Below are 17,422 nucleotides of genomic sequence, written 5' to 3' on the forward strand. Positions count from 1 at the left end.
CAACCCCTTACGTATTTAATTTTACCGTGTGGTCATGGATTGTCAAGGACTCTGCCATCATGTACGATATAGGTAGATTGTTTACAAAACTCCCGCAAAAAATAATGGCCAAAATGTGTCAGATTTGCATTTTTGTCATGGGAAATTTAGAATCAGTACCATACGCATGAATCTTTATCATTTTTACTAGCCTGGAGGGATACTTATGGAATTGTTTACGTACATGGAAGATCACGACTATGAGCAACTGGTGCTATGTTATGACAAGACATCAGGATTGAAAGCGGTTATTGCTATTCACGACACGACACTTGGACCGGCACTTGGCGGTGCGCGCATGTGGACATATGCTAGCGAAGCAGATGCGATTGAAGATGCATTGCGACTGGCTAAAGGCATGACATACAAGAACGCTGCAGCAGGTTTGAACCTCGGTGGTGGAAAAACGGTTATTATTGGAGATCCAAAAACGGATAAGAACGATGAGTTATTCCGGGCATTAGGACGTTACATAGAAGGTCTAAACGGACGCTATATTACAGCGGAAGACGTAGGGACTACTGAATACGATATGGATTTAATTCATTTAGAAACAAATTTTGTTACGGGTATCTCTTCAGGAGAAGGTACGTCAGGAAATCCTTCCCCCGTTACAGCACTCGGCATCTACAAAGGAATGAAAGCCGCTGCGAAAGAAGCATTTGGTGATGATTCTCTTCAAGATAAAACGATAGCGGTTCAAGGCGTTGGAAATGTTGCGTACACACTTTGCGAGTACTTACACGAAGAAGGCGCAAAATTGATTGTTACTGATATCAATGAAGCAGCCGTCCAGCGTGCAGTAGAGGCATTCGGAGCAACGGCTGTTGCGACAGACGCGATTTATTCACAAGAAGCAGATATCTTCGCTCCATGCGCTCTTGGTGCAGTGATTAACGACGAAACGATTCCACAATTAAAAGTAAAAGTCGTAGCGGGTTCGGCCAATAACCAATTGAAAGAACCAAAACACGGCGATCACTTGCATGAATTAGGTATCGTCTATGCTCCAGACTACGTAATCAACTCTGGCGGAGTAATTAATGTAGCTGACGAATTGATCGGATACAATGAAGCGCGTGCACTGAAGCGCGTAGAAGGTATTTATGACACGATTCTCAAGATCTTTGCTATCTCAAAGCGTGACGGTATTCCATCCTACCAGGCTGCTGACCGTTTGGCGGAAGAGCGTATTGCACGAGTTGGCGCAACGAGAAATACATTCTTGCGCAACGAAAAAAGTATCATATCGAATAAGTAATCTAGCAAATGAGTCATAGCGGTAGGCAAAGTATACCTGTCCACCGCTACACTCGCCTGTCTACTTTTATTTGAATACTGTAAGCGAAGGGAGTCCTTTACGTTGAGTAAAGAATATGACGTAGTGATTTTAGGTGGCGGTACTGGCGGATATGTAGCAGCCATTCGCGCGGCTCAATTAGGCTTGACGACAGCAATTGTTGAAAAATCCAAACTGGGCGGTACGTGTTTGCATAGCGGGTGTATCCCAAGTAAAGCGATGCTGAAAAGTGCGGAAGTCTATCGCGTAACACGTGAAGAAGCGAATGAATTCGGCGTGAATACGGGTGAAGTATCATTGGATTTCTCACAAGTACAAAAACGTAAAGGTAATATCGTCGATCAATTGCACACAGGTATTAAAGGATTGATGAAAAAAGGTAAAATTGATGTCTATCAAGGGACAGGTAGGATACTAGGTGCTTCTATTTTCTCACCAATGCCTGGAACTATTTCCGTGGAAATGGATAGTGGCAATGAAAATGAAATATTGATTCTGAAAAATCTCGTGATTGCTACGGGTTCTAAACCGAGATCATTGCCTGGACTTGATGTAGATGAACAGTCCGTAATGACATCCGACGGAGCTCTACTAATGAATGCGCTTCCATCCTCCATTACGATTATTGGTGGCGGTGTAATCGGCATCGAATGGGCTTCTATGCTAGTAGATTTCGGTGTAGATGTGACCGTCATGGATCGTTTGGAGCAGATATTAGCGACAGAAGATCGAGAAGTAGCTGTCGCGATGCATAAAGCGCTCGCAAAACGCGGTGTGAAATTCATATTAGGTGCGGAAATTCTGACGGAATCGTTGCAGAAAAACGATAGTGAAGTCACTATTTCTTATAAGCTAGGTGAAGAAGAACAGTCCATCACGAGCGAGAAGATATTGGTGTCTGTTGGACGCGCCCCGGTGATCGATGATATCGGTTTACAAAATACGGATATTCAAGTCGAAAATGGATCGATTCAAACGAATACGCATTATCAAACAAAAGATGATCATATCTATGCAATCGGTGATGTGATCGGCGGACTGCAACTAGCACATGTGGCCGAACATGAAGGATTGCATGCGATTGAACATATAGCAGGGAAACAGGTAGATCCAATTGATTACGACTTAGTACCACGTTGTGTCTATTCCTATCCGGAGACTGCGGCAGTCGGTGTGACAGAGCAACAAGCAAAAGATCGAGGGTTTGATGTAAAGATCGGCAAGTTCCCGTTCATGGCGAATGGCAAGGCGTTGGTTAACGGTCATGCAGATGGTTTCGTGAAAATCATTGTAGATCAGCAGACCAACGATATAATCGGCGTCCACATGATGGGTTCGCACGTAACGGATTTAATTTCTGAAGCGGGCTTGGCGATGGTGATGAATGCAATTCCTTGGGAAATATCCTCGGCAATTCATCCGCACCCGACATTATCTGAAGCGTTCAGTGAAGCGGCACTAGCGGTTGAAGGGCTAGCCATTCACATGTAAAGGAGGAAGTACAATGAGTAATCGGCATATTGAATTGGGTTTGACAGATGAAGATGTATTGCGGATGTATGAGACGATGCTAATGGCGCGTCGTTTAGATGAAAGAATGTGGTTACTGAACCGTGCGGGGAAAATTCCGTTCGTCATCTCTTGTCAAGGACAGGAAGCGGCACAGGTAGGGGCTTCATTCGCTCTGAATAACGAAAAAGACTGGATCGCACCGTATTACCGCGATATGGGAGTTGTCTTACATTTCGGTATGACGCCAAAAGATTTGATGTTATCGGCTTTTGCCAAGGCGGAAGATCCGAACTCCGGTGGACGGCAGATGCCAGGTCACTTCGGCCAACGCAAGAATCGCATTTTGACAGGATCTTCACCTGTTACAACGCAGTTACCTCATGCTGTCGGCGTAGCGCTAGCCGCAAAAATGAATAAAGAGGATTTCATTACGTTCGTGACGCTTGGGGAAGGTTCTTCCAATCAAGGAGACTTCCATGAAGGCATGAACTTTGCCGGTGTGCATAAATTACCGACAGTCATTATGGTGGAAAACAATAAATATGCAATCTCCGTACCACTTAATAAACAAATGGCATGTGAGAATGTCTCGGATCGCGCAATCGGTTATGGTATGCCAGGCTATACGGTAGATGGACGAGATCCGCTGACAGTATATGAAGTAGTAAAAAAAGCGGCAGACCGTGCGAGAAACGGAGACGGTCCGACATTAGTCGAAGCGGTATGTTATCGATTGACTGCACACTCTTCGGATGATGATCAACGTCAATATCGTGATGCAGAAGAGCTGGAAGACGAAAGAAAACAAGATCCGTTATTGTCATTCATTCATTATCTGAAAGAAGTTAACGTTTTGACGGATGAAAAGTATGATGAAATCGAAGAACGAGTAAAATTGCAGGTTGATGAAGCGACAGAATATGCCGAACTGGCGGAATACGCGAAGCCGGAACACGCAATGCGCTATGTCTATGAAGAAAAGGGAGGCGAAGCATAATGGCCGTTCGTTCATTTATAGATGCGATCAACCTGGCAATGAAAGAAGAAATGGAACGTGACGACCAAGTATTCGTACTTGGGGAAGATGTAGGCCGTAAAGGTGGTGTGTTTAAAGCAACAACCGGTCTATACGATCAGTTCGGTGAATACCGCTCACTTGATACACCTCTCGCTGAGTCTGCTATTGCAGGTGTGGCGATTGGTGCTGCGATGTATGGTATGCGCCCGATTGCAGAAATGCAGTTTGCTGATTTTATTATGCCGGCGGTCAATCAAATCGTCTCGGAAGCAGCGAAAATCCGCTATCGTTCGAATAATGATTTTACTTGTCCAATTGTCATCCGCGCTCCTTTTGGAGGTGGCGTTCACGGAGCTTTGTATCATTCCCAGTCAGTTGAATCAATGTTCGCTTCAACACCTGGTTTGAAAATTGTCATCCCATCCACCCCTTACGACGCGAAAGGCTTGCTGAAAGCGGCAGTGCGCGATGAAGATCCTGTGTTGTTCTTTGAGCATAAGCGGGCATATCGACTGATCAAAGGGGAAGTTCCCGACGATGATTATGTGTTGCCGATCGGTAAAGCGGATGTGAAGCGTGAAGGAGAAGATCTCACGATTATCACATATGGATTGTGCGTTCACTTCGCACTGCAGGCTGCAGAACGCTTAGCTGAAGACGATATTTCTATCCATATCTTGGATTTGCGTACGGTGTATCCGTTAGATAAAGAAGCGATCATCGAAGCTGCTTCGAAAACAGGAAAAGTTCTATTAGTAACAGAAGACAACCTAGAAGGCAGCATCATGAGTGAAGTTTCGGCTGTCATTGCTGAAAATTGTTTATTTGAATTAGATGCGCCAATCAAACGATTAGCAGGACCCGACGTACCTGCGATGCCATATGCCCCTTCTATGGAAAAATTCTTTATGATGAATCCTGAAAAGGTTGAAAAGGCAGCAAGGGATTTAGCAGAATTTTAACTAAGGAGGCGTATGGAAATGGGCATTGAAAAAATTACTATGCCGAAACTGGGTGAAAGTGTAACAGAAGGAACTATCGAAAAATGGCTCGTTGCTCCGGGAGATACAGTAGCGAAATATGATTCACTTGCGGAAGTGACGACTGATAAAGTCACAGCGGAAGTTCCTTCTTCATTCTCAGGGGTAATTCAAGAAATCATCGCCAAAGAAGGCGATACGATTGAAGTAGGTGAAACAGTTTGTTTAATTGAAATTGAAGGCGATGCAGAAGAGCCAGTTCAAGTTTCAGCACCTACAGCCGAAGCGCCAGCTGAAAAGCCTGCTGAGAAATCCGTACAGGAAGCACCGAAAGCGAAGGCACAGCCTGCGACGGGGGGCAAGGCAGCGGGTCGATTTTCTCCTGCCGTTTTGAAGATGTCCCAGGAAAATGGCATTGATTTGGCACAAGTAAGCGGCACAGGACGCGAAGGACGTATTACACGAAAAGACATTCAAGCATTTATTGAAAGTGGCGGCGCACAATCGCAAACAGCACCACAACAAGCTACTGTTCAAGAAGAGTCGCAACCACAAGTGGCATCGTCGAATCAACAGTCGGCTCCTGAACAAGCTGTGTCGTCGAATGGGAAACTCGAAAACGGAGATATCGAAGTTCCGGTAACGAGTGTACGTCGTGCAATCGCGAATAACATGGTGCGTTCTGTAACGGAGGCACCGCATGCTTGGATGATGATAGAAGTAGACGTAACGGAACTTGTGTTGTTGCGTGATAGCGTCAAAAAAGAATTCAAGGAAAAAGAAGGATTCAATTTGACGTACTTCGCTTTCTTTATCAAGGCGATTTCACAGGCATTGAAGGAATACCCGGAAATGAATTCGATGTGGGCAGGCGATACGATCGTCATGAAAAAAGACATCAATATCTCGATTGCCGTGGCAACGGACGATGCGTTATATGTTCCTGTCATCAAAGAAACAGATGAAAAGACGATTAAAGGCATTGGTCGCGAAATTCATGAGTTGGCCGGAAAAGTGCGTAACGGCAAGCTAAAATCAACAGAGATGCAAGGCGGAACGTTCACAGTCAACAATACGGGCTCCTTTGGTTCCGTCCAGTCCATGGGGATCATCAATTATCCGCAGGCAGCTATTTTGCAAGTGGAGTCGATCGTCAAACGTCCAGTTATTATGGACAATGGCATGATGGCTGCGCGTGATATGGTCAACCTCTGTCTATCGCTTGATCACCGTGTGCTCGATGGACTCGTTTGCGGACGATTCCTTGCGCGTGTGAAAGAGTTGTTAGAAGGCATGGCTAAAGATAAAACTTCTTTATATTAAGATTTGGCAACCTCCCGACTTGGTTCGGGAGGTTGTTTTTTGTTTTGAAGTGAGATAAGTGAGTGTAGAGGCTTGTGGATGGTTGTGGTCGTCAGTACTTATTAAAGTTAATGAAGGCGTAATGAGCGGTTAGACAAGTTTTATGAGCACTTAGAGGTGCATATAGAGCGGTTAGCGGTCAAGTATGAGCGTTTGCGGGAAGTTAAGAGCGGTTTCAGTAAAAGTATGAGCGTTTACACGAATGAATGAGCGCGAACGAATTGGCATTCACTACTTTTTACACTATTTTACCTACAAAAGTTCGATGTTGTCTTGTGCTACCTCATACATGAAATGAATTCAATAGTTTAAGCATAAAAAGTCATGAATTCGTATGATTATAACTACACTAGACGGAAACTTCTGATTTTCCCCTTTCTTCATAACGTACTCTGCGGTACACTAGTAGTATTAATGGTTTAAAAAAGGGGAAGGAGCACCATTATGCCTATACATAACATGAAAACATTTACATTCACAGCCCCCAACTTCACTGAATGGAAAGAAGCGGCTGTCGTATCACTTAAAGGAAAATCATTTGATTCGTTGTATACAAAAACGATTGAGGGTATTGAACTCAATCCGCTTTATACTAAAGAAGACTTGGACCAATTGGAGGTTTCACGCGTAACGAAACCTGCGTTCGGCTGGACGATCGCACAACCTGTTAGTGCAACAAATGGGGAACAGTTTGTCGAGCAGATGAAAGAATCGTTAGCGCGGGGCAATGAAGCAATCGCTTACAATGGGCTGAAGCCTTTAGTTTGGGCGGAACAAGACATCAAGCAAGTAGCTGAACTGATGACACGCTATCCAATTTTATTCACTGAAGTGCAAAGCGATGATCCGATATTGAAAGCCTTTACTTATATAGAAGAGGCAAAGCGTAAAGACGTGACAGGAATTTGCATCAGTGCGGCTTCGGTCATACCTGAAGGGTTCCCAGGAGTCCGCACAAAAGGTGCCGATTTATGGACAGCGCATCATGAAGGGGCGGACGCGGTAACTGAACTCGCGCTAGCACTTTCACTTGCAGCTGAACTTGCGGAAGAAACCGCTTCATTTGAAGAATTTACAAACAACTTCTATGCACGATTTGCTGCTGACACACATTTCTTTATGGAAATTGCAAAGTTCCGTGCGTTCCGCGTGTTGTGGAAGCTATTCAATGAAGCATATGGCGTAGAGAACGCAAAGCAAGTGCCTTTGCTAGGGATTACCTCATTGCGTTCATATTCGAAACTCGATCCGTATGTAAACTTATTACGTGGCGGCAACTCGGCATTCTCTGCCATTTTAGGTGGAGCGGATTGGCTGACGGTATTACCACATGATGTATTGACGGGAACGTCACCAAGTTCGAATCGTTATGCTCGAAATATTCAATTGATTCTGAAGGAAGAAACGCATATCGATCAAGTACTTGATCCTGCAGGTGGTTCATACTTCATCGAATCGTTGACTACTGAATTAATTCGTAAATCTTGGGCGAAATTTCTTGAGATTGAAGAGAATGGCGGTTATCAAGCCTTCTTGCAGTCTGGTGAATTAAGCAAGCTGTATGCGCAGCGTCAGAAAGAAATGGCGACGGGCAAGAAAACGTTGATCGGCACGAATGTGTATGCGGAATTGACGGACGTAAATTATGCAAATGAATCAACCGTGACGGTGTCGAAACGATTGTCTGAGCCGTTTGAACATATTCGTTCTAAGCCGAAAGAGGAGCTACCGAAAACTGTATTACTCAACTTTGGTGCGTTGAAAGACTATAAACCACGTGCAGATTTTGTTAGTGGATTCTTGGCAGTTGGTGGAATTGAAGCAACGTGGAGTCCTTCTTTTGAGTCAAACGATCAAGCGCTCAGTTGGATCGACGAGCAACAGCCGGAGTATGCAGTAATTTGTGCATCTGCAGCTGATACTGAAGAAGCCGTAACTCATTTCCTTGCTTCGTATAAAGGAAATTGTCCAATCGATACAGCAGGTAAGTATCCGTCCGAAACGGCCGATCAGTGGCTTGCAAATGGACTGAATGGTTTCATTTATGCAGGTCAAGATAAAATCGAAAAACTGAATGCTATTATTACGCAAACTAAAGGAGGTCGTTCCGTTGAGTAAACCTGATTTCCGTAAAGTGAATGTAGAGCAATCACTCAATGAACTCTCACAGCAAGCATTGTCAAAAGAGAACTTTTTAACGAATGAAGGAATCAATGTAGCGCCTGTCTATACAGCAAAAGACATTGAAAACACAGAGCATTTGAAAGACTTCCCAGGCATCGCACCGAACACGCGTGGACCGTATCCGACGATGTACGTAGCACGTCCTTGGACGGTTCGTCAGTATGCTGGATTTTCTACAGCGGAAGAAAGTAACGCATTTTACCGTCGGAACTTGGCAATGGGACAAAAAGGACTTTCTGTTGCGTTTGACCTTGCGACTCACCGTGGGTATGACTCCGATCATCCTCGTGTAACGGGTGACGTAGGGAAAGCGGGAGTTGCAATCGATTCCATTGAAGATATGAAAATTTTATTCGCAGGTATTCCACTCGATCAAATGTCGGTATCGATGACAATGAACGGTGCAGTATTGCCAATCATGGCATTTTATATCGTAGCGGCTGAAGAATCTGGCGTAAGCCCTGAAAAACTATCTGGTACGATTCAAAATGATATTTTGAAAGAGTATATGGTACGTAACACGTACATCTTCCCACCGGCTATGTCGATGCGGATCATTGCGGATATCTTCTCGTATACATCCGAAAATATGCCGAAATTCAACTCGATTTCGATCTCGGGCTACCATATGCAAGAAGCAGGAGCGACAGCGGATATCGAGCTTGCGTATACACTTGCTGATGGCTTGGAGTATGTTCGTACTGGTTTGAAAGCGGGAATTGATATCGATTCATTCGCACCACGCTTGTCATTCTTCTGGGCGATTGGCATGAACTACTATATGGAAGTAGCGAAAATGAGAGCGGCACGGAAAATTTGGGCACAGATGATGCAGTCATTTGATCCGAAGAACCCGAAAACGCTTGCATTGCGTACGCACTCTCAAACGTCAGGCTGGAGTTTGACGGAGCAAGATCCATTCAACAACGTCACACGTACATTGGTCGAAGCAAACGCATCTTCCATGGGTCACACACAGTCGTTGCACACGAACGCATTAGATGAAGCGATCGCATTACCGACAGATTTCTCGGCTCGTATTGCACGTAACACGCAGTTGTTCTTGCAAGAAGAGACGATGATGACGAAAGTAATTGATCCTTGGGGCGGTTCGTACTATGTAGAGAAATTAACAGAAGAGTTAATGGAGAAAGCATGGGAATTAATTGGTGAAATTGAATCACTTGGTGGCATGGCAGAAGCGATTGAAACCGGCTTGCCGAAAATGAAAATTGAAGAAGCTGCAGCTAAGCGCCAAGCGAAAATTGATTCGAAAGTGGAAACGATCGTCGGTGTCAATAAATATCGTTTGGATACGGAAGATGCGATTGATATTCTAGATATCGACAATACGATGGTACGCCAGAAGCAAATTGACCGAATTAACGATATGAAAGAAAAGCGCGATGAGAAAGTAGTTCAAGCGACTCTTACCGCTATTACGGAAGCAGCGAAGAGCGGGGAAGGGAACTTACTTGCATTGGCAGTGGACGCAGCACGAGCGCGTGCGACAATCGGTGAAATTTCAGATGCGATTGAATCTGTATCCGGCAGACATAAGGCGGTGATCCGTTCAGTGAGTGGTGTATATAGCGCGAATTTCTCAAATGAAGAAGAAATTCAGGAAGTAAAAGATATGACAGATGAGTTCTTGGAAAATGAAGGGCGTCGTCCGCGTATTTTGGTTGCGAAAATGGGTCAGGACGGACATGATCGTGGAGCGAAAGTGATCGCGTCGTCATTCGCAGATTTAGGGTTTGACGTGGATGTTGGTCCTTTATTCCAGACACCTGAAGAGACAGCTTTGCAAGCAGCGGAAAATGATGTGCATGTAATCGGTGTGAGTTCACTAGCAGCTGGTCATAAAACATTGGTGCCTACATTGCGTGAAGAACTAAAGAAAATCAATCGTGAAGATATTTTAGTCATTGTAGGTGGTGTTATTCCGGCTCAGGATTATGATTTCTTGCGCAAGAATGGGGCAGCGGCAATCTTTGGTCCGGGTACAGTCATCCCAGTGGCAGCTCAAAAAGTCATTGAGGAGATTTACCGACAGCTCGGCTATGAGGAAGTGACGGATTGACAGAAAAACAAAACGGACGAGATGAATCAGCAATGCATGTGATGCGCGGAATAGAATCCACACATGATGGATTTGTTGCCTCTTCACGTAAACGCTTTGTTAAGAAAGATCCATCTCATAAAAATTTAGATGTATTGCAACAGGAAATAGAAAATGGCTCTCGTTTGTATTTAGCTCGGGGTATTACGTTGCTTGAGAGTACAAAGCCTAGCGATAAGAAGGTCGGTCAGGAAGTGTTAACTAACCTTCTGCCGAAAACAGGGAATTGTATCCGGATTGGGATTACAGGTGTACCGGGTGCTGGGAAAAGTACGTTTATCGAGGCGTTCGGTCTAATGCTTGCAGATATGGGGCATAAAGTGGCGGTGCTTGCGATTGATCCAAGTTCGACACTGACTGGTGGAAGTATTTTAGGTGATAAGACGCGTATGGAGGAGTTGGCACGGCATAAAAATGCTTTTATCCGTCCTTCTCCGTCAGCGGGAACACTGGGTGGCGTGCATAAGAAATCTCGCGAAACGATGTTGCTTTGTGAAGCGGCAGGATATGACGTCATTTTGATTGAAACTGTAGGAGTCGGCCAAGGTGAGACGATTGTACGCGGAATGGTCGATTACTTCTTATTGCTTGTGTTGACAGGTGCTGGTGACGAACTGCAAGGTATGAAAAAGGGGATCATGGAGCTGACGGATGGTATTGTGGTGCATAAGAATGACGGTGCCAATAAGCCACTCGTAAAAAAAACAGTGCGTGAATATACTCGAATTATGCATATGTTGCAACCTGCTTCTCCTGAATGGACGTCGCGAGTACAACCTGTTTCTTCTATAGAAAAGACCGGCTTAGAAGCGGTATGGGAAACGGTTTTGGAATTCGAAAAAGAAATGAAAGAAAAGAATCATTGGGACACAAGACGTCAGCATCAAACACGCGATTGGTTCCATGCGATGATCCGGGATCACTTGATAGATTCGTTTTTCTCGGAACAAGGACGGAAAACGCAAGTCAAGGCACTCGAAGACGAATTGCTGGACGGACATGTAACCGTATCTGGAGCAATTGACCGATTGTTTTCTTCTTAATTCCCGTAAGGATATGCTATGATTGAGGAGGATAGTCAATTTATTATCAGGAAAGTGTCAGAGCAGAACTGAAGAGGCTATCACAATTATAGAGTACAAGAGAGGAGATACTGTAAAATGACTATGAACTTTGATTTTTACATGAACGATATGACGAACCAGGCGAGATCCGAAATGGAAGCGAGCGGTTACAAGCAATTGCAAACACCTGAGGATGTAGAGGAAGCATTCAAGCAACCTGGTACTACATTAGTCATGATTAACTCCGTTTGTGGATGTGCTGGCGGAATCGCTCGCCCAGCGGCTGCACACGCAGTACATTACGACAAACGTCCAGATCACTTGGTAACAGTATTTGCTGGACAAGACAAAGAAGCAACTGCACAAGCACGTATGCACTTCGGTGAAGACCACATCCCATCTTCTCCATCATTCGCTTTGCTAAAAGACGGCAAACTGGTTGGTGAAGTAGGACGTTTTGAAATCGAAGGACATGACCCGATGTCAGTGGTTGTGAATCTTCAAGAACAATTTGAAGAGCATTGTGAAGAGCTGTAACATCTAGCTGCATGCGCCAGTCTCTCGGATCGCTTCGGTCCTGATTCAAAAGGCAAGTTCGGCCTTTTGCTTCAGGCCCTCCAGCGTCTGTCGAGACTAGACGGCGCATTCCGCTTTTGTAATAAAAAAAACAGTTCGCATATTTTCATATGCGAACTGTCATTACGAATTATAAGAACATGCTGAGACCCATGACCATGGTAGAGGCGATCATAGCGACGATCATTAAGTAAACAACTGTTTTTTGAATTTTTTTATTACTCATGCAGCAAAGCTCCTTACGCGTTGGAATTGGTTTGTTTCTATTTTAACAGAAATAAGGATTTTCACAACTAGAATGGCTGTTATATGTTCAGGTAGTAGAATCGTAGTAAAAGGGGAATGTGTTATGAACAAGGTAGATCATATAGGAATTGCTGTAAAAAGTATAGATGAATCAGTTAACTATTACATAGATACACTCGGTTTGACCGTCATCGCAATTGAAGAAGTGGCTAGCCAAGGGGTAAAAGTGGCGTTCATTGATGCGCATAATGTCAAGATCGAGTTGCTTGAACCAATGACAGAGGCGAGTCCTATTGCGAAGTTTATTGAAAAACGCGGTGAAGGGGTTCACCATATCGCTTTCGGTGTAACGGATATTCGTTCCAGAATGAAGGAATTGGAAGAAAAGGGCGTTCAACTACTTTCAGATGAACCAAAACCAGGTGCAGGTGGAGCAGAGGTAGCGTTCTTGCATCCGAAATCATCATATGGCGTGCTGTATGAATTATGTGAAAAGACTAAGGGGGAATAATAGATGAACATTTACGATAAAATCAATGAACTGTACGACAAGAAACGCGAAATCGAGTTGGGTGGCGGCGATGAGCGAATCATGAAGCAACACGAAAAAGGTAAACTGACTGCACGTGAACGTATTGAAATTCTACTAGATGAAGGTACATTCGTAGAGTTGAATCCTTTCGTTGCTCATCGTACACGTGATTTCGGTATGGACGAGTTGGAGGGACCTGGTGACGGTGTCGTAACAGGTTACGGTAAAATCCACGGTCGTCCGATCTATTTATTCTCCCAAGACTTTACGGTGTTTGGTGGGGCGTTAGGTGAGATGCACGCAATGAAAATTGCCAATGTTATGGATATGGCAGCCAAAAATGGTGCACCATTCATTGGTCTGAACGATTCAGGCGGCGCGCGTATCCAGGAAGGTGTATTGTCTCTTGATGGATATGGTGAAATTTTCTACCGTAACGCGATCTATTCTGGTGTAATTCCACAAATCTCGGTTATCCTAGGGCCATGTGCAGGTGGTGCGGTGTATTCACCTGCGATCACAGACTTCGTCATTATGACGGATAAAACGAGTCAGATGTTCATCACGGGACCAAAAGTGATTGAAACGGTTACAGGTGAGAAAATTACTTCTGAAGATCTGGGCGGAGCAAAAGTTCATAACACGATTAGCGGTAACGCACATCTTCGTGGGGAAAGTGAAGAAGAAGTATTGCAAAAAACGCGTGATCTATTAACCTACCTACCACAGAACAACACAGAAAAGACGCCGATTCAACCGTTCGATGAGCAAGATGATTACCGTGAAGATTTGGCAGATACGGTACCTTACGAAACGATTCGTCCGTATGACGTGCGTAAAGTGTTGGAGCAAGTAGTGGATGAAGGGTCATTTTTCGAAATCCAGCCTGAATTCGCAAAGAACGCAGTAGTCGGCTATGCACGCATGAAAGGTGAAACAGTAGGATTTGTCTGTAACCAGCCGAAAGTAATGGCGGGTGGACTAGATATTAATTCTTCTGATAAAATTGCACGCTTCATCCGTACATGTGACTCATTCAATATTCCGTTGATCACATTTGAAGACGTGACAGGCTTCTTCCCTGGAATTAAGCAAGAGCATGGCGGAATTATTCGTCACGGCGCGAAAATTCTGTATGCATATTCGGAAGCAACTGTACCAAAAATTACATTGATTTTGCGTAAAGCTTTCGGTGGCGCATATGTTGCATTGAACTCTAAATCAATTGGTGCCGATTTAGTCCTCGCTTGGCCGAACGCGGAAGTAGCTGTAATGGGTGCTGAAGGAGCAGCGAACATCATTTTCGCACGCGATATTGCAAACAGTGAAAATCCAGAAGCAACTCGCACTGCGAAAATCGAAGAATATCGCGAGAAGTTTGCGAATCCATATGTAGCAGCTTCACACGGCATGATCGATGATGTAATCGATCCGCGTGAAACACGTATTAAATTGCTTCAAGGACTTGAAATGATGCGTAATAAGTACGAAGATCGTCCGAAGAAAAAGCACGGCAACATACCTCTATAATTAAAGGAGTCTTACATCTTGAATAAACAACGATTACTCCAAGAATTTTTGGAGTTAGTAAAAATTGATTCGGAAACGAAAAACGAACGAAATATTGCAGATATTCTAACGAAAAAGCTACAGGAATTGGGCTTTGACGTAATGGAAGACGACACAGCGGAAACGACAGGACACGGTGCGGGCAATTTAATCGCCAACTTGCCGGCTACAGTAGCTGACGCGGATCCGATCTTCTTCACATGTCATATGGACACAGTCGTTCCTGGGCAATCTATTCAGCCAATCGTCAAAGAAGACGGCTATATCCACAGCGACGGTACGACGATTTTAGGTGCCGACGACAAAGCAGGCATTGCCGCTCTACTGGAAATGGCGAAAGTGATCCAAGAGTCAGACAAGCCACATGGTCCGATTCAATTCATCATTACAGCAGGTGAAGAAAGCGGTTTAGTAGGCGCGAAAGCGATGAATCCGGACTACTTGCACGCAAAATACGGCTTTGCGATCGATAGCGACGGTGAGGTAGGCGGCATTGTTACAGCTGCACCGTACCAGTCAAAATTATGGACGACGATTTATGGAAAAACAGCGCACGCTGGCGTAGCTCCTGAAAAAGGAATTTCTGCGATTTCACTCGCTGCTAAGTCGATTGCGGGCATGAAGCTTGGCCGTATCGATGAAGAGACGACGGCGAACATCGGTCGCTTTGAAGGTGGAAAAGCTACGAATATCGTGTGTGAAGAAGCTTTCATTTTATCGGAAGTTCGTTCGATCAATCCGGACAAAATGAAGAAACAAATGGACTTAATGGTTGAGAAGTTCGCAACGACTTCTGAATCGTTAGGAGGCAAAGCTGAAACTACTACACAACTCATGTATCCTGGCTTCTCAATTGGGGATGACGAAGAAGTCGTGCAAGTGGCGATGAAGTCAATCCGTAACGTAGGACGTGAACCGAAGATCATGACGAGTGGCGGCGGAAGTGACGGCAACGTCTTCAATGGTATGGGAGTTCCTACGGTGACATTATCTGTTGGTTATGAAGAAATTCATACGAAGAATGAACGTATGCCGGTGAAAGAACTGGAAAAGCTGACGGAATTAGTACTTGAGATTGTCGGTCAAGCAATCCACAAGGCGTAACCGTCTAATACAACAGCCTTGAAAGAAGGTGCAACTATGCAAACTGTGATTGTTCGGACGGGTAATGAAGAATATGCGCTTCCAGTAGAATCGGTGATATCCATTGAGAAACTGGAGTACGTCACACCGATTCCCCATCTTCCTTCGTATTTACTCGGACTGATGAAATCGCGTGGTGAACTGGTGCCTATTCTGGATTTAAGTCAGATCCTTTATCATCAGGCAACACCACGGGATGTTGAAACGCATGTAGTGGTTGTAAAAACGGATCAGTTGGAAGTCGGTTTATTAGTGCTAGATGCAAGAGAGATCCTCGAATTGCCAGAAGACCGGTTAACGTCTACTGCATTAAAAGCATATTCCAAGACGCCTTATCTCGTAACCGTAGCGAATCTAGATGATCGTGTAGTAACGGTCATTGATCCAAATAGTATGGCGGATTCACTCCAAGGCATGGATGAAATCTCCAGCTATATGAAAGAACAGCACCAATCAAATTAGTAGGCAAAAAGAACATACATTTGATAAAATGGAAAGAGTGGCAGACTGAAGTCGGTTTGCCGCTTTTTCCTATTACATAAATATTTCCCAGGAAAGAAAGGTGTTTACATGACGGATCTGACAACCGCTAATCGACGGGTCATTATGCATCTTGATATGAACAGCTTCTTTGCCTCTGTTGAACAGGCTGCGAATCCTTCATTAAAAGGAATACCCCTAGCGGTCGCTGGCAACCCGAAAGAACGCAGAGGGATTCTCGTGACCTGTTCATATGAGGCAAGGGCATTCGGTGTCTACACGACCATGACGGTAGGCGAAGCTAAACGACTTTGCCCCAATTTAACAATCATTCCACCACGGCATGAACTATACCGACAAATGTCCGACTCAGTTTTTAATATTTTACGAAGTTATACAGAATGGGTCGAACCCGTTTCCATCGATGAAGCGTATATCGATACGACGGATATTGGCGGATTGACACGTGCGTACGATCTAGCTAAGGAAATCCAGTTGCGTATTTTAGCTGAACTGGATCTGCCATGTTCAATAGGAATTGCACCGAATAAATTTCTTGCGAAAACAGCGTCTGATATGAAAAAGCCGATGGGCATTACCATTTTACGTAAACGCGAAGTACCGAAAATGTTATGGCCGTTACCCGTTATTGAAATGCACGGTATCGGCAAGCGGACGGAAGAGAAATTACATAGCGCAGATATTAAAACGGTGGGTGATTTGGCGACTGCTGAAAAAATTACGTTGGAAGCATTGCTTGGCAAAAATGGTTTGCGCTTAAAACAACGAGCAAACGGGATCGATACCCGTCCAGTTGATCCTGAAAGTGCAGACGAACGTAAAAGTATTGGCAGTTCGACTACCTTGCCTGTTGATCTAACGGAATTTGAAGATTGTGTTCCCATATTTGAACGACTTGCGAAAAAGGTAGCGGCCCGACTAGAAACGAAACGGCTAGCAGGTATGACAATCAGTATCCAAATTCGCTATGCTGATTGGCAAAACACGACGAGAAGCAGAACACTTCAACAAGCGATTTATCTTGAGGGAGATCTTACGGAAGTAGCACTTCAGCTATTCCAGCAACACTGGAACCATGAGCCAATTCGCTTACTAGGTATTACAGCGGCTAACGTTATTGAACGATCCGAAATGGTCAAACAATTAACATTCGATAATTTTGAACAACAAGAAAAAGAGTATGAAATGGATCAGTTAATGTCCAGTCTGACACAGCGTTTCGGAGATGGTATTATTAAAAAAGGATGTACGAATAAATAGCAAAGAGGCGATGA

The 17,422-nt window shown here is 44.4% G+C and carries 15 protein-coding genes; 14 read left to right on the forward strand and 1 reads right to left on the reverse strand.

What is annotated here, in order from left to right:
• Positions 1 to 205 precede the first annotated feature (205 nt).
• The 9 genes from SporoP17a_RS00445 (at position 206) to SporoP17a_RS00485 (ending at position 12,118) form a co-directional block, all read left to right on the forward strand.
• Positions 206 to 1,300, forward strand: coding sequence for a Leu/Phe/Val dehydrogenase (locus tag SporoP17a_RS00445; RefSeq protein WP_083030765.1), 1,095 nt, complete (start codon positions 206 to 208; stop codon positions 1,298 to 1,300).
• Positions 1,301 to 1,402: 102 nt separating this feature from the next.
• Positions 1,403 to 2,830, forward strand: a complete 1,428-nt coding sequence (lpdA, locus tag SporoP17a_RS00450; protein ID WP_083030767.1) for a dihydrolipoyl dehydrogenase — start codon at positions 1,403 to 1,405, stop codon at positions 2,828 to 2,830.
• 13 nt (positions 2,831 to 2,843) lie between these two features.
• Positions 2,844 to 3,848: a thiamine pyrophosphate-dependent dehydrogenase E1 component subunit alpha gene (locus tag SporoP17a_RS00455; RefSeq protein ID WP_083030770.1), complete on the forward strand. Its 1,005-nt coding sequence runs from the start codon at positions 2,844 to 2,846 to the stop codon at positions 3,846 to 3,848.
• Positions 3,848 to 4,831 (forward strand): alpha-ketoacid dehydrogenase subunit beta, encoded by a 984-nt coding sequence (locus tag SporoP17a_RS00460; protein WP_083030772.1) that lies wholly within the window; start codon positions 3,848 to 3,850, stop codon positions 4,829 to 4,831. Before SporoP17a_RS00455 ends, SporoP17a_RS00460 begins: the two co-directional genes overlap by 1 nt.
• An 18-nt stretch (positions 4,832 to 4,849) precedes the next feature.
• Positions 4,850 to 6,172: a dihydrolipoamide acetyltransferase family protein gene (locus SporoP17a_RS00465; protein WP_083030775.1), complete on the forward strand. Its 1,323-nt coding sequence runs from the start codon at positions 4,850 to 4,852 to the stop codon at positions 6,170 to 6,172.
• Positions 6,173 to 6,655: 483 nt separating this feature from the next.
• A complete protein-coding gene (locus tag SporoP17a_RS00470; RefSeq protein ID WP_083030777.1) occupies positions 6,656 to 8,329 on the forward strand; it encodes a methylmalonyl-CoA mutase family protein in 1,674 nt (557 codons plus the stop codon).
• Positions 8,322 to 10,478 (forward strand): methylmalonyl-CoA mutase, encoded by a 2,157-nt coding sequence (gene scpA, locus SporoP17a_RS00475; RefSeq protein WP_083030780.1) that lies wholly within the window; start codon positions 8,322 to 8,324, stop codon positions 10,476 to 10,478. Before SporoP17a_RS00470 ends, scpA begins: the two co-directional genes overlap by 8 nt.
• A gap of 32 nt (positions 10,479 to 10,510) precedes the next feature.
• The gene (gene meaB / locus SporoP17a_RS00480) at positions 10,511 to 11,560 is read left to right on the forward strand and encodes a methylmalonyl Co-A mutase-associated GTPase MeaB (protein WP_083035802.1); all 1,050 of its coding nucleotides are present in this window, start codon (positions 10,511 to 10,513) and stop codon (positions 11,558 to 11,560) included.
• 117 nt (positions 11,561 to 11,677) lie between these two features.
• Positions 11,678 to 12,118 (forward strand): BrxA/BrxB family bacilliredoxin, encoded by a 441-nt coding sequence (locus SporoP17a_RS00485; protein WP_083030793.1) that lies wholly within the window; start codon positions 11,678 to 11,680, stop codon positions 12,116 to 12,118.
• A 169-nt stretch (positions 12,119 to 12,287) separates the two neighbouring features.
• Here SporoP17a_RS00485 and prli42 read toward each other — a convergent pair whose 3' ends face one another.
• Positions 12,288 to 12,383: a stressosome-associated protein Prli42 gene (prli42, locus tag SporoP17a_RS16665; protein WP_155979530.1), complete on the reverse strand. Its 96-nt coding sequence runs from the start codon at positions 12,381 to 12,383 to the stop codon at positions 12,288 to 12,290.
• Between the two features lie 123 nt (positions 12,384 to 12,506).
• On the opposite strand from prli42, the gene mce reads away from it, so the two are divergent.
• The 5 genes from mce to SporoP17a_RS00510 all read left to right on the forward strand — a co-directional run bounded on the left by mce (position 12,507) and on the right by SporoP17a_RS00510 (position 17,408).
• Complete coding sequence (mce, locus tag SporoP17a_RS00490) at positions 12,507 to 12,914, forward strand: methylmalonyl-CoA epimerase (RefSeq protein WP_083030795.1); 408 nt, start codon at positions 12,507 to 12,509, stop codon at positions 12,912 to 12,914.
• Between the two features lie 3 nt (positions 12,915 to 12,917).
• Complete coding sequence (locus tag SporoP17a_RS00495) at positions 12,918 to 14,465, forward strand: acyl-CoA carboxylase subunit beta (protein WP_083030797.1); 1,548 nt, start codon at positions 12,918 to 12,920, stop codon at positions 14,463 to 14,465.
• A gap of 18 nt (positions 14,466 to 14,483) precedes the next feature.
• Positions 14,484 to 15,608, forward strand: a complete 1,125-nt coding sequence (locus tag SporoP17a_RS00500) for a M20/M25/M40 family metallo-hydrolase (RefSeq protein ID WP_083030800.1) — start codon at positions 14,484 to 14,486, stop codon at positions 15,606 to 15,608.
• Between the two features lie 36 nt (positions 15,609 to 15,644).
• Entirely contained in the window at positions 15,645 to 16,109 is a 465-nt protein-coding gene (locus SporoP17a_RS00505) for a chemotaxis protein CheW (RefSeq protein ID WP_156890498.1), read from the forward strand.
• Between the two features lie 108 nt (positions 16,110 to 16,217).
• On the forward strand, positions 16,218 to 17,408 hold the full coding sequence (locus SporoP17a_RS00510) for a DNA polymerase IV (protein WP_083030806.1): 1,191 nt from the start codon (positions 16,218 to 16,220) through the stop codon (positions 17,406 to 17,408).
• The last annotated feature ends 14 nt before the right edge of the window (positions 17,409 to 17,422 follow it).

It is taken from the genome of Sporosarcina ureae, assembly GCF_002082015.1.
Lineage (GTDB): Bacteria > Bacillota > Bacilli > Bacillales_A > Planococcaceae > Sporosarcina > Sporosarcina ureae_A.